This window comes from Streptomyces sp. NPDC055955, assembly GCF_042270245.1.
In the GTDB taxonomy this organism is placed as follows: domain Bacteria; phylum Actinomycetota; class Actinomycetes; order Streptomycetales; family Streptomycetaceae; genus Streptomyces.
Genome location: NZ_JBHJYS010000005.1, coordinates 14,522 through 33,760 on the forward strand (window position 1 = coordinate 14,522; position 19,239 = coordinate 33,760).

Below are 19,239 nucleotides of genomic sequence, written 5' to 3' on the forward strand. Positions count from 1 at the left end.
CGCGCCACGCCTGGCGTTCCCACCATCCCTCATCGATGCGCACGTCTGTCCTCCCGCCGTTCGACGACCGCCGCCGCCAGTTCCCGTACGTCGGGGTCCGGGTCGGACACCAGGCGGGCCAGGAGCGCGTCGACCCCGGGCGTCGACCAGCCGGCGACCGCGTCGGCGAGAGCCTCGCGCACCGCCGGCTCCGGGTGGTCGGCGAGCCGGGAGAGCCGTTCCACCGGTCCGCGCCGACGCAGGCCGAACCAGTGCAGCGCCTCGCACAGCGCCGTGGCGTCGCCCGGCTCTCCGGCCGCCTCCACGCGTCGCAGCAGGACCGGCGCCGGGGGCGGCGGGCCGTCGTGCGGGTGCGGCCTGCGCTCACGCAGCCGCCGGGAACCGTACTCGCCTCGCACCCGGCAGCCCGCGCACGTGCACGGCACGACGCCGTGCGCGTCGGGGAAGTAGCGCCAGCCGGTCACCTGCCGGACGGCGCGGACGCGCTGGACCTCGCGTCTGGCGACCGCCCGGGGGACGAACACCTCCCACCCGCGCGGGTCGTCCATCGCGGCCACGCGGCGCACCGCGTCCGCGGCCGTCGTCGCCAGCGGGTCACGGTGGTACCGGCCCACCGTGACCGGCTCGTCGTCGGGCAGCCGCACCTGGACGGCGACGAGCCCGCGCGGCCCCCCGTGCCGCGCCAACTCCCGCAGCCACTGGTGCGTGAGCGTGTACGACGCGAGCACGGGGAAGCAGAACACGCCGCGCCCGCCGTCGGGGTGCCGACCGGCGGCCCGGATACCTGCCCGCCTGATGCGCGCCGCATTCGCCCGGGGCGTCAGGTGCACGAACATGGCCATGGCCGCGATCCTAGGTCTTTCGTTTGGATCATGCCGGGCTCGCGGGTACCGGCATCGCGCCTCGTGGCGTTGTCGTCCGTCGCCGCCTTGCGACACACGGCATCGGCACCAATCGGCACCCGCTCCCTGATCCTGCCTGATCCAAGCGAAAGCCCTTGGGCGCCACCCTCCGCAGCACGGTGGCGCATCACTTGCCCAGTTCGGCGGCGCGGGCCGCTCGGCGGGCGAACACGCTGTCCTTCGTGTCCTCCATCTCGCGCAGCGCCGCCTTGCGTTCGCGCCGGGCGAGCCGGTCCAGATAGGTGCGGCCGTGGAGGTGGTCCGTCTCGTGCTGCAGGCAGCGCGCGAAGTAGCCTCGGCCTTCGATCACCAGCGGATTGCCGTCCATGTCTCGGCCCCGGACGACCGCGCGGTCCGGCCGGGCCACGAGTCTGTAGGGGCCGGGGACCGACAGGCACCCCTCCGACTCCTCGGCCAGGACACGCTGCGCGGCGGGCAGTTCGTCGAGGACGGGGTTGGCGATGTGCCCGACATGACGCACGCCCCAGTCGTCCGTGATGTCCCACACGAACAGCTGGAGGTCGACATCGACCTGGTTGGCGGCGATGGCCGCGCCCTCCGCGACGGCGTTCGTGGCGAACATGTCGTCGATCAGGCGGGCCAGTACGGGGGTTCCGAACTCCGTCACCTCACGGCAGCGGCGGTACAGGATGGCCTCCCCCACGACGGTGATGCGACGCACTGTTCCGCGGGCGACCTCCGGAGGAAGGGCCGGATAGGAGTCCACCGGCGCACCCTGCACCCGCACCCTGAGATCTTGTGATGTTCCGTCACTCAGTCGAATGGACATGGATGTTGACGCCTCCTGAGCAACCGGAGGAGGACCGGGAGTGCGCACCCGGCCCTGCTCGGCGGACTTGACCGACTTGACCAACCGCTTTGCAAAGTAGCACTCTTTGCAAAATGAGTGACCAGGAACGACCCACAGCGCCCGTCGCCCCCGACCCCGTCTCGGGCTCGGGCTCGGCCTCGGGCTCCGGCTCCGGCTCCGGCTCCGGCTCCGGCTCCGGCTCCGGCCCATGGGTTCCGCCGCACGGAGCGCGCCGCCCCCTGCCCGACCATCCGGTGCGCATCGCGCTCCTCGACCTGCTTGCCGAGGTCGGCACGGTCACGTCCACCGAGGCCGCCGCCCGCCTCGGCCACAGCTCCGGCCTCTGCTCGTTCCATCTGCGCCAGCTCGCGCGCTACGGTCTCATCGAGGAGGCGCCACCCACGGACGGACGGGCCCGACCGTGGCAGTTGCGCTGGGAGTCCGACCATCTGACGGACGAGGCGGGCGCAGTGGAGTTCACCGCGCCGGCCCACGGCCTCGAGGACGAGAGCTACCGGCGCCGCCTCGCCCACCTGGGCCAGGCACCGGCAGCCTGGCGCCACGACGAGTCGTTCAGCGCCGTGCTGCGCCTCAGTCCTGACGAAGTGATGCAACTGGCCTCGTCCATACGTCAGTTGATGACCGATTTCCAGGCGCGTCACGACGCGGCCGCGACGCGCCCGGCGGACACCGTGGCGGTCGCGGCCGTCGCGCGGCTGTTTCCTCTGCTCGACGAGGACGCGGCTCCCGCTCCACGGCAGACCGAACCCCCGACGGCAGCTAGCGGATCTTGAAGCTGTCCACGATCAGATAGCTGCCCGTCTTCATCACACCCTTGATCGTGTGCTCGCCCGGGGCCAGGCCCGACGTGCTGAACACGGTCTGCTGATGCCTGCGCGTGGGGCTCGCGTTGTCGATCGTGCCCGCCGGCTGCCCGTCCACGTAGAGGTCGACCTGTCCCTCGTCGCTGTTGGTCTGGGTGATGACGTCGATCGCGGTGCCGTTGAAGGTGAGCTCGAAGGAGTCGCCCTTGTTCTGTGTGGCGTGCACGTCGTCGGCCCAGCCGCCCGCACCGCCGCGCGAGGCGTGCTTCCAGTCCCAGCCCGAACCGGTGTACACGACCCCGGACGTGTTGTTGATCTGTTCGCCCGACTCGGGCTTGTGGACGGTGAGTCGAGTCGATGCCTGGTTGCGCCAGATCGCCAGCGGGAGGTCGGCGCCCGGGGCCGAGCGGTTGTAGACGCTCCAGAAACTGTCCCGGCCGGTGACCTTCTTGCCGTCGATCTCCCGGATGACGTCGTTCGTGCGCAGGCCCTGCCGGTACGCCTCCGACGTGGTGGGGACGGTGGGCAGATGCAGACCGTCGTAGTCGGTCAGCCCCGTGGCCGACTTGACCGCGTCGGAGTAAATACGTGTCGCCGACGCCCCGAGCAGCGGTTCCTGGAACGCGTCGAGCGTGTCGGTGGGGGTGTCGTCGACCCATTCGAGCGGGGGCGGCGTGGGGCTGCCGGCCTTTCCGAAGCCGTCCATGGCGAAGGGACGGAAGCCGAGGGCGCGCGCCGGGGAGTCCGCCTGGAGCGTGTAGTCGAGCTTCTTCGGGTCGGTGAAGGGCGAGGCTCCGGTGAACCCGGGGTCGGCCGTCACCGAATGTGTGTCGAGGCCGAGGGCGCGCCACGCGTCGGTGACGCCGGTGACCGGCCTGCCGTTGTTCCAGAACAGGTTGTTGTCGACGGTCGGCTCGCTCTTCGCCATGTCGGCCTGGATGAGGCTGTAGGGAGTGCCGGTGACGAAGATGTTCTTCTCCACCGTGTCGCCGCTGTCTGCGTACCAGACGTGGAAGTGGGCGCCGCCGTTGACGAAGATGTTGTTGCGCACGGTCCGGTGGAAGCCCTCGCGGAGCTTCACCCCTCCGTTGAGGAGGAGGTTGTCCTCGACGAGGTAGTTCGAGCTGCCGTCGTCGAGGTCGATGTCCCAGTGCGAGGAGTGGCGGATCCGGTTGTGCCGGATGACGGTGGTGTCCATCGCGTCGAGCTTCGCGTACGACTTCTTCGTCGCGTCGTCGGCGGTCAGCGGCCAGAACCGGTCGCGGCCCCAGGAGTTGATCGGACCGTGGTCGGAGGTCTCCTTGACGCAGTTGAAGATGTCGTTGTTCTCGATGACGTGTCCGCCCCAGGTGCCGTCGTTGATGTCGACGCAGGCGCGGGGTCCGTCGTGGATCGTGTTGCCGTCGACGGTGACGTGCCGGCTCATCGAGATCTGCACGCCGGAGGTCTGCTTCTCGAACTGGCCGTTGTCGTGCATGTAGTTGTCGCTGATGTGGATGTCGCGCGGGTAGTTCTCGGACTTCGGCCCGGGTGTGGTGTCCGTGATGGTCTTGCGCATGCTGTCCCAGGTGGACGGCTCGCGCACCGCGTCACTGTTGCCCACCACGGCGACGTCGGAGGCGCCCGAGTGGCTGAACTCGTTGCCGGAGACGGTGTCTTCTCGGTTGTAGCCGTCGACGAAGAGGGCGTTGCCGCCCACCTGGTCGAAGAGCGAGTCGCGTACGGCGACGTTCTCGGTGTTCTTGAGATGGACCGCCGCGGCGCGCGCGATCGCCCAGTCGCCGAGCTGGAGTTTCTCGTACGGCTGATCGAAGAGGGTCCGGTGGGTGCGGGCGAACGTGAAGCCGGAGAAGGCCAGATCGTGCACCGCGTCGTCCGGTCCGCCGCCCTGCACCCTGACGAGTTCGTCGAGTTCGGCGGTCTCGATGCGCGCCGAGGCGAGATCGGCGCCCTTCGGAGGGAAGAAGTAGAGCTTGCCGGCCGCCTTGTCGTAGAACCACTCGCCGGGGGCGTCGAGTTCCTCGAAGACGTTCTCCACCATGCGGTACGTGGTGTGCAGGCCGCTGCCGCGGTTGTTGTCGCCCACCCAGTCGAGTTGCGGGGTGCCGTCGGCCTTCAGCCCGGTTACCCGGTAGGAGTTGCCGCCCCACTCCCCCTGGTGCAGGCCGCGTACGAGCGCGGTGGTGGGGTTCTTCCAGCGGGCGACTCGCTGCGCCGAGATGGCGTCGGCCGCGTAGCCGCCCAGGATGGCGGTCTTGGGGTCGTAGTCGGGGTAGCGGGCGAGGACCTGGCGCTCCCCGTCCAGGAAGAGACCGTCGAAGTCGAGGCCCGCGCCTATGTCGGCGACTTTGACGCTGTCGTTGTACGAGTGCCACTCGGGCCGCAGCGATCGGCCGCCGCTGATGACGACGCGTTCACCGGGTGCCGCGAGGTAACGGACGGGGGCGCGGTGCGTGCCGGAGTCTTTCGGGCCGAACGTCAGCGTGCGGTCCAGACGGTAGGTGCCCGCGTGCACCACGACGTCGACGGGTCGCGCCCGCTGCTTGCGCACCTCCTTTCGGGCGGCTTCCTGGGCACGCTCCACTGTGCGGAACGGCCTGGCCGCCGAGCCGTTGGCGCGATCGTTGCCGTCGGGCGCCACGTGGAGGGTGACGGTCCTGCCGCCACCCGCGGCCGCCGACGCGGTGGGCGCGGCGGCGGCGCCGAGGCCGAGTGTGACACCCACCGCCGCGGCGAGCAGACCGGGCAGCGGGGATCTTCGGCTCTTGCGAAAACCTGGGACGGTATGCACGGGGACTCCTGAGGCCGGGCAGGTCGGGATTGACCATCGATCTACGGACCGAACATCCAACGTTTGATGGACAGTTGGCGCAATTGAGGAGCGTCTGGCCACGGAAGCTATAAATTCATCGGATGACTGTCAAGGGATGCTGCACGCATCGGATGACGGTCCGGGGACGCTGGACGCATCGGATGCCCGATGCCCCGTCCAAGGCGTCCGGGCGGGAGAGGTGATCAACTACCCTGCCTGCGACCGCTGCAGCAGCCCGGTCACCGCGGTACCCCAGCCCCCATGCTTCCCCGGCCCCAGTGGCACACCTCAAGAGATGCGGTCCGTCATGCGCGAAGGCACCCTCATTCACGCCGCCACCGGCGTTCATCTGGTCCACGGCAGCAACACGAACTGGGTCATCCTGAGCGAGGGCGACGCCGTCACGCTCATCGACTGCGGCTACCCCGGCGACCGGCAGCAGGTCCTGGACTCACTGGTCGCGGCGGGCCACTCCCCCGAGGCACTCACGGCGATCCTGCTCACCCACGCTCACAACGACCACCTCGGGTCCGCCGAACACCTCAGCCGCACCTTCGACGTCCCGGTGTACGCACACGCGGCCGAAGTCCCGCACGCCCGGCGCGAGTTCCTGCACCAGGTCTCGCTCGGCCGGGTCCTGCGCAACGGCTGGCGCCCGGGCGTCCTGCCCTGGGCCGTGCACGCCCTGCGCTCCGGCGGGACGACGGACGCGCGCGTCAGCCGGCCCCGGCCCTTCCCCGCAGAGGGCGCCCTCGACCTGCCGGGCCGCCCCGTCCCGGTCCACACCCCCGGACACACCGCGGGCCACTGCGCCTACCACCTCGGCGGCGCGGGCATCGTCATCTCCGGCGACGGCCTGGTCACCGGCCACCCGACCTCGCGCGCGCGAGGGCCACAGCTCCTGCCGACCATGTTCGACAGGGACCGTGTGCGCACCCGCGACTCACTGGACGTGTTCGAGAAGCTCGCGGGCGACATGCTGCTGCCCGGGCACGGCCCTTTGCACCACGGTGCGGTGAGCGCGGCCGCCAGGACGGCACGCGCACGGGCGACTCCGGCGCGACAGAGGCCGTAAGCCGCGCGGCAGAGGCCGTAAACAACGCGGGCAGTGGTCGTGAGCGGCGCGTCCGGAGGCAACCGGTCCGTCTCAGCCCCGTCAGCCGGAGCGGCGCCTGGCGGCGTACGCGCCCGCGCCCACGGCGCCCGCCACCAGTGCGGTGCCCGCCAGGAGCTGCGTGGCGTCGAGCCTGGAGAGGCTGCCGCCGTCTCCGGCCTCCACGCCCCTCGGCACGGTCGGCGTGCTGGGACGGGCACCGCCTGCGGCGATCGTCAGTTTGGCGGTGCCGCGCTCCCCCTTGCAGTCGAACGTCACGTCGTACTGGGCACCCGGCTTCGCATCGGGAGAGACCTTGGCGGTCGCCGAACGGCCCGCATTGAGCGTGACGTCGTCGAAGACCGGCGCCGTGACGCGCACGGTCGGCGTCTGGCACTTGGTGGCGTTGATCGTGACCGTCCCGCCGGGGGACACGGTCTGCGGGGACACTGTGTATCCGAACGAGGTGACGTCGCGGCCACCGCCGTCCGTGCGGCCGCCGGTACCACCCGAATCGGCACCCGAGTCGCTCGTACGGGAATCGGCACCACCGGAGTCGGCACCCGAGTCACTGGTACGGGAATCGGCACCACCGGAGTCGGCACCCGAGTCACTGGTACGGGAATCGGCACCACCGGAGTCGGCACCCGAGTCACTGGTACGAGAATCGGCACCACCGGAGTCGGCACCCGAGTCGCTCGTACGAGAATCGGCACCACCCGAATCGGCACCACTGGGATCGGCACTACCGGATTTCGTGACACCCGAACCGGCACCACCCGAATCGGCACCACCGGGATCGGCACTACCGGAGTCTGTGACACGGGCGTCGCCGCCACCCGAGTCGGTGACACCTGAGCCGGTAACCCCCGAGCTACTGGTAACCCCCGAGCCTGTAACCCCAGAATCGATACCGCCCGAGGCGACTCCGCCGTCGTCCGCCACGGAGGCCGGTGCTGTCACGGACAGAAGTGCGGCGGCGCCGAACAGTGCTGCCGCGGAAGCGAAACCTGTGGAACGCACGGTGGACCCTCCAGACGGAAATACCCCCGACTGTGGGAACGCTAGGTTCGGCGCAGGACCGCAGCGACCCGGGCGCCGCCGAACGGACCAGGTCCGCGGCGCTCGGCAGAGGTTCACGTTCAGTGAGCGGCGAAGAGTTCCGTCACGAAGGCGTTCGCGAACTTCCCTGCCGGGTCCAGCTCCTGCCGTAGCCGCTGGAAGTCGGGGGCTCGTTCGTAGAGCGCGGCGACGGTACGGGGAGCCGCCGTCGTCAGTTTCCCCCAGTGGGGGCGCGCCCCGAGCGGCAGCAGCCGCTCCTCGATGGCCCCGATGACCGGGAGTACGTCGTCGGGGCGGCGCACCCATGTGAAGTGGAGGGCGAGGGATGCGCGGCCGTGACTCGGGCTGAGCCACAGGTCGTCCGCGGCGACCGTCCGGATCTCGGAGACAAGGAGCACCGGGGCGATCCGCTCTCCGAGGTCACGCAGGGCCGCCATCGCGTCGGCCGCGGCCTCGCGCGGCAGGAGCAGCTCGGACTGGAGCTCCTCGCCGTTGCTCGGGGTGAAGTCGGGCCGGAAGTGGGGAAGCCGCTCGTGCCACGGTCCGGGGACGCCCCGCTGCTCGGTGCAGAAGGCCGGTGGCATGCCGGGGACCGGGTGGCGCGGGCCGTCCGCGAGGAGCCCGCCCATCCAGCGGTCTCCCGGGGTGCCGGTCGGCAGCCGGTCGGTGCGGCGCTTCAGCCACACCGTGGCGGTGTCCGCGCGCCAGTCGGTGAACGCGCTGACGCTGTACGCGGCGCCGAACACGGCGTCGAGGTCCTCGGAGATCCGGTCGAGCGGCACGTCGTCGTACACCCATTGGGCGACGTCGAACGCGGGCTCCACGGCGAGGGTCATGGAGACCACGACACCGAGTGCGCCGAGGTTGACGACGGCGCCGGGGAAGCGGTCCGGGTCGCAGGCGCGGTCCAGCGTCGACCGCGATCCGTCGGGGCCGATCAGCTCGATCCCGGTCACGGCGGCGGCCAGACCGCGCAGCGCGTCTCCTGAACCGTGCGTTCCGGTGGCGCACGATCCCGCGACCGAGATGTGCGGAAGCGAGGCCAGGTTGGCGAGAGCGAGACCGTGTGCCTGGAGTGCCGAGGCCACCTCCGCGTACCGCATGCCCGCCGAGACGCTCACGGTGGCGCGGTCCTCGGACACCCGCACCCGGCGCGCGAGCCCGTCCAGGAGGACCAGGTCGCCGTCCGTGTCCGCGATGCGGTTGAACGAGTGCCCGCTGCCGAGGACCCGTACCTTCTCGGCGGAGGCGACGGTCCGGCGCAGGTCGGCCTCCGATGCCGGACGGTGGACCCGCGCCGGGCCGAAGGTGACGTTTCCCGCCCAGTTCCGCAGCGGTGTACCGGTCGCCGGCATGCACATGTCCGTTCTCCAGAGGTTCGCGTCTCGTGACCCGAGGGGTGACGTCCCCAGTCTCAAGGAGTTCGCGTCTCTGCGAGTTCTCGTTCAACTATTTCGACGCCGATGACGCATGTTGCGAAAACCTAGAAGGATCTTGCCGGTGCGTCAAGGCGCGCAGGTCCGATGATCCTCTTGCCCCGTCTCACCCCCTAGAAGTTACGATCCGTACCGTGAACTCCTCAGCGGTGCAGAAGAAGCAGAGGCCGGCGTCCCAGGGGGCCTCCGAGGCCGGCACGGCGACGCTTGCCGAGATCGCCCGTGAAGCGGGGGTCTCCGCTCCGACTGTTTCGAAGGTCCTCAACGGCCGGGCGGATGTCGCCCCGGCCACCCGCGAGCGGGTGGAGGATCTGCTCCGCCACCACGGCTACCAGCGCCGCAGGGCCAACACCACGGCCATCCCCCTGCTCGAACTCGTCTTCCACGAGCTGGACAGCTCCTGGTCGATGGAGGTGATCCGCGGTGTCGAGAACGTCGCCCGCGAGGAGGGGCTCAGCCTGGTCCTGTCCGAGCACGCCGGGCAGCTCAGCATCGGCCAGTCCTGGGTCGACGGCGTCCTCGCCCGCCGTCCCACCGGCGTGATCGTCGTCCTGTCCGGGCTCGACGCCGCCCAGCGGGCGCAGCTCACCAGCCGCGACATCCCGTTCGTGGTGATGGACCCGGCGGGCGACCCCGGGGACGACGTGCCCGCGATCGGTGCCACGAACTGGCAGGGCGGCCTGGCCGCCACCCGGCACCTGCTGGAACTGGGCCATCGCCGTATCGGTGTGATCGCCGGCCCGGCGGGGATGATGTGCAGCCGTGCCCGGATCGACGGTTATCGGGCGGCCCTGGAGACGGCCGGGGTGGCGTTCGATCCGTCACTGATCCGCGAGGGGACCTTCCATCACGAGTCCGGCCACGCGGCCGGTCTCGAACTGCTCGGCCTGCCGGACCGGCCGACCGCCGTGTTCGCCGGCAACGACCTCCAGGCGCTCGGTCTCTACGAGGCGGCTCGCGAACTGGGCCTGCGGATCCCGGACGACCTCAGCGTCGTGGGCTTCGACGATCTGCCCCTCGCCCGCTGGGTGGGTCCGCCGCTGACCACCGTCCGCCAGCCGCTGGTCGAGATGGCCGAGGCCGCCGCACGGCTGACCCTCGACCTGGCGCGTGGCAAGAAGCCCCCGACGCCGCGCATGGACCTGGCGACCCGTCTCGTCGTGCGGAGCAGCACGGCGGCGCCCGCCGAGCGGTAGTTCTCGCCTCGACACTCATCACCCCGCACGCCCGACGGCGATCTTCGAAACTGTCGGCGCGCATCGTCCGCACGCCCTTCGGCGGCCAGAACCCGGCCGCCTCCTCGTCACGCCCTTTCGCCACAAGGGCATACCTGCGGCAGGCGCTCCTCCGATAACGCTTCGGAAACCCGCACTCCAAGGCTTGACCGCCTCCCCGGCGCGCCTTAGCGTCACACCGCCCAGCATATTTCGGTCTCTTGACCGACACTTTCGAGAGGCTTCAAAGATGAAGACACCCGCACGGATCTCCCGCGCCGTCGCCGCAGGTGTGGCGCTCGCCCTCGGGCTGACCCTGTCGGCCTGTGGCGGCGGCTCCTCCGACTCGGCAGGCGGCGGAGGCTCCGACAAGATCCACGTGCTGGTGTACGGGGACGCGGCCAACAAGGTCGAGAAGCAGCTCGTGGCCACCTTCAACAAGACGTCGAAGGTGAAGGCGGTCCTCGACACCATCCCGGGCGCCGACTACCAGCAGAAGCTGCAGACCATCATCAGCACCCCGCAGGCCCCCGACATCTTCTTCAACTGGGGCGGCGGCAGCATCAAGCCGTTCGTCGACGCCGATCTGCTGATGCCGCTCGACGACTTCATCAAGAAGGACCCGGCCCTCAAATCCAGCTTCCTGCCGTCGGTCTTCGACAGCGCGAAGGTCGACGGGAAGCCGTACGGGATCCCGATGCGCGGCACACAACCGGTACTGCTCTTCAACAACAAGAAGGTCCTGGCCGACGCCGGCGTCACGCCGCCGAAGACCTGGGACGACCTGCTCGGCGCGGTGAAGGCGCTCAAGGCCAAGGGCGTCACCCCGATCGCGCTCGGCGGCGGTGACCAGTGGCCCACGCTGATGTGGTTCGAGTACCTCTACGACCGTGTCGCGGGCCCGGAGGTCTTCCAGAAGGCGCTCGGCGGCGACAAGAGCGCCTGGGAGAGCGCGGGCAGCAAGAAGGCACTGGGCATGATCAGGCAGCTCGTCGACGCGGGTGCCTTCGGCACCAACTACGACTCGGTCAAGTTCACCGACCAGGGCTCGCCCACGCTGCTCGCCAGCGGCAAGGCCGGCTTCGAGCTGATGGGTTCGTGGGAGTACTCGACCCAGCAGGATTCCCACCCCGCGTTCGCCAAGAAGGACCTCGGCTACACCTCGTTCCCGACCGTCGCGGGCGGCACGGGCGACGCCGCCAATCTCGTCGGCAACACCAACAACTTCTACTCGGTGATGAAGAAGACGAAGCATCCCGAGGCCGTCGCCGCGTTCCTGAAGCTCCAGTACTCCGACGAGTTCGTGAAGGCGCAGCTGGGCATAGGCAACCTGCCGACCACGACCAACACGGAGAAGTTCCTCGGCACCTCCGCCAGTCCGGCGTACTCGAAGTACCAGCTCGACCTCGTGAAGAAGGCCCCCTCGTTCCAGCTCTCGTGGGACCAGGCCTACCCCCAGTCCGCGTCGACACCCATGCACCAGGCGGTCCAGCAGTTCGTCAACGGCGGGCTCGACACCGACGGCTTCATCAAGGCCATGCAGGCCTTGCCCACCGCGTGAGACCCGGCACCGAGATGACCACCACCGTCACCAAGGCCGCGGTCGTCGCCGAACGGCGACCCGCGAAGCGGCGCACGGGTGGAGTGGGGCGCCCGGGTTTCGCCTGGGCGCTGCCCGCCACCGTGTTCTTCGTCCTGTTCGCCGTCGTCCCGCTCGTCCTGGTCGCCGTGCTGTCCTTCACGAGCTGGAACGGTCTGGGCGCGCCCCGGTTCATCGGGCTCGACAACTGGACCAAGCTCTTCGACGACCCGGTGATGCTCAACAGCCTCTGGCTGAGCGTCCTGATCACCGTCCTGGGCGTGCTCGTCCAGACGCCGTTGAGCATCCTGCTCGGCGTCTGGGCGGCGGGCCGCCAGCGCAACCGCGCGATCCTGTCCGCGATCTACTTCGTCCCCCTGCTGCTGTCCGCCACCGCGGTCTCCGTCCTGTGGCGCACCCTGCTCGACCCCAACTTCGGTGTGCCGTCCCAGGCCAAGTGGCTGTTCGGCGACGGCAACCTGCTCGGTATGCAGAGCGGGGCCATCGGGGTGCTCGTCTTCGTGGGCGCCTGGCAGTTCACCCCGTTCCACACCCTGATCTACCAGGGCGCGGCGCGGGCCATCCCGCAGGTCCTCTACCAGGCGGCGCAGATCGACGGGGCGGGCACGGTGCGCCAGTTCTTCCACATCACGCTGCCGCAACTGCGCAACACCATGATCACGTCGATGATCCTGATGGTCGTCGGCGGCCTCACCACGTTCGACACCGTCCTGATCCTGACCCAGGGCGGCCCCGGCACGGACACCACCATCAGCGCCTACTACATGTACCAAAAGGCCTTCAAGAGCTTCGACTTCGGCGCGGGATCGGCCATCGCGCTGCTCCTGGTGGTGGTCGCGACCGTCATCTCGCTGGTCGTCGTACGGGTGTCGGGCTACGACAAGATGCGCAGCACGGTGGAGGGCCTGTGAGCAAGCAACGCCCCAACTACCTGGCCGGCCTGGGCTCCCTGGCCTGGCTGATCGTCGTCGGCGCACCGCTCTACGTCCTGGTCGCGGCCTCGGTGCAGTCGCGCGCGGACTACGGCGCGAGCGGACCGCTGAGCCTGCCGCGGCACTTCACGTTGCACAACTACGTCGACGACTTCTCCACCGGCTTCGGCCGGTACTTCCTCAACACGGTGATCGTGACCATGTGCGTGGTCGCCATCGTCCTCGTGGTGGTGCCGCCTCTGTCGTACACCATCGTCCGCAGCCGCGGCCGCGTCACGACGGCCGTCTTCCGCCTCTTCCTGCTCGGTCTCGCCATCCCTGCGCAGGCGGTGATCGTGCCGATGTTCTACGTCATCAGCAAGGCGGGGCTCTACGACAACCTCATCGGCGTCATCCTGCCGACCGCCGCCTTCTCGCTGCCCATGTGCGCCCTGGTCCTGACCGGGGTGATGCGCGACATCACCCCGGATCTGTACGAGGCCATGGCCATCGACGGCGCCTCGTCCTGGCGGGTGTTCCGTCAGCTCGTGCTCCCCCTGTCGCGGGGCGGGCTCTCGACGATCGCGGTCTTCTCCGCCCTTCAGGCGTGGAACGGCTTCCTGTTCCCCCTGGTGCTCACCCAGTCCGACTCCACCAAGGTGATCACCTTGGGGCTCTACAACTTCCGCACCCAGTACGGCATCAACGTCCCGGGGCTGCTGGCCGCCGTGGTCCTGTCCATGGTGCCCGTCCTGCTCGTCTACCTGTTCGCCCGGCGCACCCTGGTCCAGGGGCTCATGGGCGTGGGAGGAAAGTGACCCACAACGTGGCCGTAACGACAGAATCCACCACTCCTCTGTGGCGCGACACGACCCTCGACCACGAGACGCGCGCCGACGCCCTCGTCGCCGAGATGACCCTCCAGGAGAAGGTCGCCCAGCTGTTCGGCGTGTGGGTCGGGGCGTCCGACGAGGGCGGCGAAGTCGCCCCGTACCAGCACGAGATGGAGGAGGTGGTCGACCTCGAGGCGCTGCTGCCGCACGGGCTCGGGCAGCTCACCAGGCCCTTCGGTACCGCCCCTGTCGACCCCGCCCTCGGCGCGCTGTCCCTGCTGCGCACCCAGCGCCGCATCGCCGCGGGAAACCGCTTCGGCATCCCGGCCGTGGCCCACGAGGAGTGCCTCGCGGGCTTCGCCGCCTGGGGCGCGACCGCCTATCCCGTCCCGCTCTCGTGGGGCGCGACGTTCGATCCGGCGCTGGTACGACGCATGGCCGAGGCCATCGGTCAGGACATGCGTGCGGTGGGTGTGCACCAGGGCCTCGCGCCCGTGCTCGACGTCGTGCGTGATGCCCGGTGGGGGCGCGTCGAGGAGACCATCGGCGAGGATCCGTACCTCGTCGGAACGCTCGGCACCGCCTACGTCCAGGGTCTGGAGTCCGCCGGGATCGTCGCCACTCTGAAGCACTTCGTGGGCTATTCCGCCTCCCGTGCGGGACGGAACCTCGCGCCCGTCGGCATGGGGCCCAGGGAGCGCGCCGACGTGATGCTGCTGCCGTTCGAGATGGCGCTGCGGGAGGGCGGCGCGCGTTCGGTCATGCACGCCTACACTGACACGGACGGCGTTCCGTCGGCAGCCGACGAGCAGCTGCTCACCGGACTGTTGCGGGACACCTGGGGCTTCACGGGGACGGTGGTGGCGGACTACTTCGGTGTCGGGTTCCTCAAGACCCTGCACGGTGTCGCCGCCACGTGGGGCGAGGCCGCCGGAACCGCGCTGAGCGCCGGGGTGGACGTGGAACTGCCCACCGTCAAGGCGTTCGGACAGCCGCTCCTCGACGCGGTCGCGGACGGTCGGGTGCCCGAGGCCGTCGTGGACCGCGCGCTGCGCCGCGTGCTCGTACAGAAGGCGCAGCTGGGCCTCCTCGACGAAGGATGGGACGCGGTGCCGCAGGCACTGGCCGGTGCCGACCTCGGGGACCCGCGGGCGCTGCGCGGAACCGTGGCCCTCGACGCCGCGGACCGCCGCGCCCTCGCCCGGGAGGTCGCCGAACAGGCGGTCGTGCTGCTCCGCAACGACGGCACCCTCCCCCTGGCCCGGCCCGCCCGGATCGCGGTGGTCGGCCCGACTGCCGACACTGCGACGGCCGTCCTCGGCTGCTACGCGTTCCCGGTGCACGTGGGCGCCCGGCACCCCGAGGTGCCGGCCGGGATCGAACTGCCCACCCTGGTCGAGTCGTTGCGGGCCGAGTTCCCGGACAGCGAGGTCGTCACGGCGCCCGGGTGCGGCATCGACGACACCGGCACCGACGGTTTCGCCGAGGCCGTACAGCTGGCCCGCGGCGCCGACGTCGTCGTCCTCGCGCTCGGCGACCGCGCCGGCCTCTTCGGCCGGGGCACCAGCGGCGAGGGCTGCGACGCGGCCTCGCTCGCGCTGCCGGGCGTGCAGGAGCAACTGCTCGACACGCTCCTGGACGCCGGCACCCCGGTCGTGGTGACACTCCTGGCGGGGCGCCCGTACGCGCTCGGGCGTGCGGTACGGGAGTCGGCCGCCGTCGTCCAGTCGTTCTTCCCCGGCGAGGAGGGCACACCCGCGATCACCGGTGTGCTCAGCGGGCGGGTCGCACCGTCGGGACGGCTGCCCGTCAGCGTGCCGAACGGCCCGGGGGCCCAGCCGTCCACGTATCTGGCGGCGCGCCTCGGGCAGGTCAACGAAGTGTCGAACATCGATCCGACTCCGGCGTTCGGCTTCGGGCACGGACTGACGTACACGTCGTTCGACTGGTCCGATCTCACCGTGGAACGCACGACGGTCGGGACGGACGGCGAGGCCGAACTCGCCTTCACCGTGCGGAACTCGGGCGACCGGGACGGCACCGAGGTCGTGCAGCTCTATCTGCACGACCCGGTCGCCTCGGTCGTGCAGCCCGTCCAGCGGCTGGTCGGGTTCGTGCGCCTGGCACTCGCGCCGGGGCAGGCCGCGCGGGTCGGGGTGACGGTGCCCGCGGACCTCGCGTCGTTCACCGGGCGGGACGGTCGGCGGATCGTCGAACCGGGCGAGCTGGAGCTGCGGCTCGGCGCGTCCAGCACCGACCGCCGGCTGACCGCGAACGTGACGCTCACCGGCCCCGTGCGGACCGTGGACCACACCCGCAGGCTGCACGCCGGCTTCGACGTCACCACGTCCTGAACGAGCCGTGGCCCGTACCTTCCCCGGAAGGTACGGGCCACGCGTCACGGGCGCTTCACCAGATGCGCACGCGGTCCGCAGGGTCGAGCCACAGACCGTCACTGTCCGACGTGCCGAACGCGTTGTGGAACTCGTCGAGGTTGCGCACGATGTTCGCGCGGAACTCCGGCGGGGAGTGCGGGTCGATCGTCAGGTACTGCTGCTCCTGCTCCTTGCGCCGCTTGGTGCGCCAGCAGTAGGCCCAGTTGAGGAACAGGCGCTGGGAGCCGGTGGTGGCCCCGTGCTCCGGCGACGGCGTGTCGCCGAGGGAGATGACGTACGCCTTGTGGCCGATGGTCAGGCCGCCGAGGTCGCCGATGTTCTCGCCGACCGTGAGCGCGCCGTTGACGGTCTCGCCCGGCAGGTTGCGCGGCGAGAAGCCGTCGTACTGCTCGATCAGGGCCTTCGACTTGGCCTCGAAGGCCGTCTTGTCGGCGGCGGTCCACCAGTCGTTGAGGTTGCCCGCGCCGTCGTACTGGGCACCCTGGTCGTCGAAGCCGTGGCCGATCTCGTGGCCGATCACGGAGCCGATGCCGCCGTAGTTCTCGGCCGCGTCGGCGTCGGGCGCGAAGAACGGCTTCTGCAGGATGCCCGCGGGGAAGCAGATCTCATTGGTGCCCGGGTTGTAGTACGCGTTCACCGTCTGCGGGAGCATGAACCACTCGTCGCGGTCGACCGGCGAACCGATCTTGGCCAGCTCGCGGTCCGTCTCGAACGCCGCGGCCGCCTGCGCGTTGGCGAGCAGGTCGTCCGCGGTGACCTGGAGCTTGGAGTAGTCGCGGAACTTGTCCGGGTAGCCGATCTTGGGGCGGAACGTGGCGAGCTTCTCGTACGCCCGCTCCTTCGTCTCGTCGGTCATCCAGTCGAGCTGGGCGATCGACTGACGGTATGCCTCCAGGAGGTTGGCGACGAGCTCGTCCATCATCGCCTTGGACGCCGGCGGGAAGTGCCGGGCCACGTACTCCTTGCCGACGGCCTCGCCCATCGCGCTCTCGACGAGCGCGACGCCGCGCTTCCAGCGGGCGCGCAGCTCCGGGGTGCCGTTGAGCGTGCGCCCGTAGAAGTCGAAGTTGTTCTGCACGAACGCGTCCGAGAGGTACGGCGCCGAGGCGCGCAGCACGCGCACCAGCACCCAGTCGCGCCACTGCTCGATCGGGAACTCGGTCAGGACCTGGGAGAGGTGGGCGAAGTACGACGGCTGCCGCACGCAGGTCTCGGCGATGGTCGCGTCGGTGCCGCCGATCGCGGCGGCGTAGCCGTGCCAGTCGAACTCCGGCGCCAGGGTCTTGAGTTCGTCCAGGGAGGTGAGGTTGTACGTCTTCTGCACGTCACGGGTCTCGGCCCGCTCCCAGTGGCCCGCGGCCAGCTTGGTCTCGATGGCGAGGACCGTCCGCGCGGCGGCCGCGGGGTCGGCGTGCTCGGCGAGCGTCAGGAGATCGGTGAGGTAGGTGACGTACTTGTCGCGGATCTCGGCGAACTTGTCGTCGCGGTAGTACGACTCGTCGGGCAGGCCGAGGCCGCCCTGCACGACGTTGACGAGGTAGCGGTCGGAGTTGCGGTCGTCGGTGTCGACGTACGACCCGAAGAGGCCGGAGCCGCCGACGCGCTCGAAGCGGCCGAGGAACGTCGCGAGGCTCCGGAGGTCGGTGATGGCCGCGACCTCGTCGAGCAGCGGGCGCGCGGGCGCGAGCCCGAGGGCCTCGACGGCCTGCTCGTCCATGAAGGAGGCGTAGAGCGCGGCGATCTTGCGTGCCTCGCCGGCGTCGGCCGAGGTCGACTCGGCCCCGGCCGCGAGTTCCTCGATGATCGCCTTGACCTGCTCCTCGGCGGTGTCGGCAAGCTGCACGAAGGGGCCCCAGCTCGAGCGGTCCTCAGGGATCGGCTCGGTGTCCAGCCAATGGCCGTTGACGTGGCCGAACAGGTCGTCCTGCGGCCGGATCTCGGGGTTCATACCCGGGCGGGCGTCATCAAGAATGCTCATCGAGGCAGCTTATGCGAGGCGCGCCCGGGACGTTTCGCAATCCCGTGGGCCGGATCCACCGTGAGCAAGGACGAACATGTTCGTTAGGAACTTGTTCGTAACGAACATGTTCGTTACCTTGACGGAGAGGCTCCCGGAACGGCGGGCGCCACCCCCGTCCGAAGGAGCACGCCATGACCACCACGACCCACCACCCCATCGCGATCGTCGGCGCAGGCCTCGGCGGCCTCGTCCTCGCGCGCGTCCTGCACCTCGGCGGCGTCGAAGCGGCCGTCTACGACCTGGAGGCCTCCCCCGCCGCCCGCCCTCAAGGCGGCATGCTCGACATGCACGTCGAGTCCGGCCAGGCCGCACTGCGCGCCGCGGAGCTGCACGAGGAGTTCCTCGCCGCCGTCCAGCCGGGCGGCGAGGCCATGCGGATCCTGGACAAGCACGGCACCGTGCGCAGGGAGGAGAGCGACGAAGGCGGCACCGACGGCCGGCCGGAGGTCAGCCGGCACGATCTGCGCGACATGCTGCTCGCCTCGCTGCCGGCGGACACCCTGCGCTGGGGCGCCAAGGTCACCGGCGCCCGCCCGCTGACCGGCGGCCGCCACGAGGTGACCCTCGCGTCCGGCGAGACCTTCACGACCGACCTGCTCGTCGGCGCCGACGGCGCCTGGTCCAAGGTCCGCCCGCTGCTCTCCGACGCCCGCCCCGCCTACTCCGGCATCTCGTTCGTCGAGGCACACCTGGACGACGCGGACACCCTTCACCCGGAGAGTGCCGCGGTCGTCGGCGGCGGCTCGCTGTTCGCGCTCGGGGACGAGAAGGGCTTCCTCGCCCACCGCGAGAGCGACGGCCGGCTGCACATCTACTGCGCGCTGCGGGTGCCCGCCGACTGGTTCACCGCCGGCGGCATCGACTTCACCGACACCGAGGCGGCCAAGGCCCGCATCCTCACCTCCTTCGACGGCTGGGACGAGGCATTGCGCGCACTCGTCGGCGACGCCGACGGCCCGCTCGTCCCGCGGCCCGTCCACGCCCTGCCCGTCGGACACCGGTGGGACCGCGTCCCCGGTGTGACCCTGCTCGGCGACGCCGCCCACCTGATGTCGCCGTTCGCCGGCGAGGGCGCCAACCTGGCGATGCTCGACGGCGCCGAGCTGGCCGCCGCGATCCTGGCCCACCCCGGCGAGACCGAGAAGGCCCTCACCGTCTACGAGGAGGCGCTCTTCCCCCGCAGCGAGCACGCCGCGGCCGGATCCGCCGACAATCTCGACGTCATCTTCCACCCCGACGCCCCGCAGGGCCTGCTCGACCTGTTCGCGTCCTTCCGCGAGGAGGCCGAAGCCGCGGGAACGGGTTCATGACGCACTTGGTCGTCA

At 70.3% G+C, this 19,239-nt stretch carries 14 protein-coding genes; 8 read left to right on the top strand and 6 right to left on the bottom strand.

The genetic code is table 11. The annotated features are described in order from the left end of the window. Nucleotides 1-29 precede the first annotated feature (29 nt). Both ACFC96_RS11145 and def read right to left on the bottom strand, forming a co-directional pair. A complete protein-coding gene (locus ACFC96_RS11145; protein ID WP_376611599.1) occupies nt 30-842 on the bottom strand; it encodes a HEAT repeat domain-containing protein in 813 nt (270 codons plus the stop codon). Nucleotides 843-1,029: 187 nt separating this feature from the next. Continuing rightward, on the bottom strand, nt 1,030-1,692 hold the full coding sequence (gene def, locus ACFC96_RS11150) for a peptide deformylase (RefSeq protein ID WP_376611601.1): 663 nt from the start codon (nt 1,690-1,692) through the stop codon (nt 1,030-1,032). Between the two features lie 113 nt (nt 1,693-1,805). Between def and ACFC96_RS11155 the strand changes: the two genes are divergently transcribed. Then, the gene (locus ACFC96_RS11155; protein ID WP_376611603.1) at nt 1,806-2,507 is read left to right on the top strand and encodes an ArsR/SmtB family transcription factor; all 702 of its coding nucleotides are present in this window, start codon (nt 1,806-1,808) and stop codon (nt 2,505-2,507) included. Here the strand turns inward: ACFC96_RS11155 and ACFC96_RS11160 are convergent. Then, nucleotides 2,494-5,328 carry a right-handed parallel beta-helix repeat-containing protein gene (locus ACFC96_RS11160; protein ID WP_376611605.1) on the bottom strand — a complete coding sequence of 945 codons (2,835 nt, stop codon included), beginning with the start codon at nt 5,326-5,328 and terminating at the stop codon, nt 2,494-2,496. The genes ACFC96_RS11155 and ACFC96_RS11160 overlap by 14 nt on opposite strands. A gap of 328 nt (nt 5,329-5,656) precedes the next feature. Here ACFC96_RS11160 and ACFC96_RS11165 point away from each other — a divergent pair, with 328 nt between their 5' ends. Then, nucleotides 5,657-6,424: an MBL fold metallo-hydrolase gene (locus ACFC96_RS11165; RefSeq protein WP_376253538.1), complete on the top strand. Its 768-nt coding sequence runs from the start codon at nt 5,657-5,659 to the stop codon at nt 6,422-6,424. A gap of 81 nt (nt 6,425-6,505) precedes the next feature. Here ACFC96_RS11165 and ACFC96_RS11170 read toward each other — a convergent pair whose 3' ends face one another. Together ACFC96_RS11170 and ACFC96_RS11175 are read right to left on the bottom strand one after the other, a co-directional pair. Continuing rightward, a complete protein-coding gene (locus ACFC96_RS11170) occupies nt 6,506-6,892 on the bottom strand; it encodes a hypothetical protein (RefSeq protein WP_376611607.1) in 387 nt (128 codons plus the stop codon). 692 nt (nt 6,893-7,584) lie between these two features. Beyond that, on the bottom strand, nt 7,585-8,859 hold the full coding sequence (locus ACFC96_RS11175; RefSeq protein WP_376611609.1) for a D-arabinono-1,4-lactone oxidase: 1,275 nt from the start codon (nt 8,857-8,859) through the stop codon (nt 7,585-7,587). A 230-nt stretch (nt 8,860-9,089) separates the two neighbouring features. Here ACFC96_RS11175 and ACFC96_RS11180 point away from each other — a divergent pair, with 230 nt between their 5' ends. The 5 genes from ACFC96_RS11180 to ACFC96_RS11200 all read left to right on the top strand — a co-directional run bounded on the left by ACFC96_RS11180 (nt 9,090) and on the right by ACFC96_RS11200 (nt 15,852). Beyond that, nucleotides 9,090-10,136: a LacI family DNA-binding transcriptional regulator gene (locus ACFC96_RS11180; RefSeq protein WP_340459993.1), complete on the top strand. Its 1,047-nt coding sequence runs from the start codon at nt 9,090-9,092 to the stop codon at nt 10,134-10,136. A 268-nt stretch (nt 10,137-10,404) separates the two neighbouring features. Further along, a complete protein-coding gene (locus ACFC96_RS11185; protein WP_340459991.1) occupies nt 10,405-11,715 on the top strand; it encodes an extracellular solute-binding protein in 1,311 nt (436 codons plus the stop codon). Between the two features lie 14 nt (nt 11,716-11,729). Next, a complete protein-coding gene (locus tag ACFC96_RS11190) occupies nt 11,730-12,665 on the top strand; it encodes a carbohydrate ABC transporter permease (protein WP_376253529.1) in 936 nt (311 codons plus the stop codon). After that, a complete protein-coding gene (locus tag ACFC96_RS11195; protein ID WP_376611611.1) occupies nt 12,662-13,483 on the top strand; it encodes a carbohydrate ABC transporter permease in 822 nt (273 codons plus the stop codon). Before ACFC96_RS11190 ends, ACFC96_RS11195 begins: the two co-directional genes overlap by 4 nt. Beyond that, the gene (locus ACFC96_RS11200; protein WP_376611613.1) at nt 13,480-15,852 is read left to right on the top strand and encodes a beta-glucosidase; all 2,373 of its coding nucleotides are present in this window, start codon (nt 13,480-13,482) and stop codon (nt 15,850-15,852) included. The genes ACFC96_RS11195 and ACFC96_RS11200 overlap by 4 nt, the downstream gene beginning before the upstream one ends. A 55-nt stretch (nt 15,853-15,907) precedes the next feature. On the opposite strand, the gene ACFC96_RS11205 is transcribed toward ACFC96_RS11200, so the two are convergent. Next, nucleotides 15,908-17,872, bottom strand: a complete 1,965-nt coding sequence (locus ACFC96_RS11205) for a M13 family metallopeptidase (protein ID WP_376611615.1) — start codon at nt 17,870-17,872, stop codon at nt 15,908-15,910. Between the two features lie 173 nt (nt 17,873-18,045). Here ACFC96_RS11205 and ACFC96_RS11210 point away from each other — a divergent pair, with 173 nt between their 5' ends. Next, nucleotides 18,046-19,224: an FAD-dependent oxidoreductase gene (locus ACFC96_RS11210; protein ID WP_376611617.1), complete on the top strand. Its 1,179-nt coding sequence runs from the start codon at nt 18,046-18,048 to the stop codon at nt 19,222-19,224. Nucleotides 19,225-19,239 lie beyond the last annotated feature (15 nt).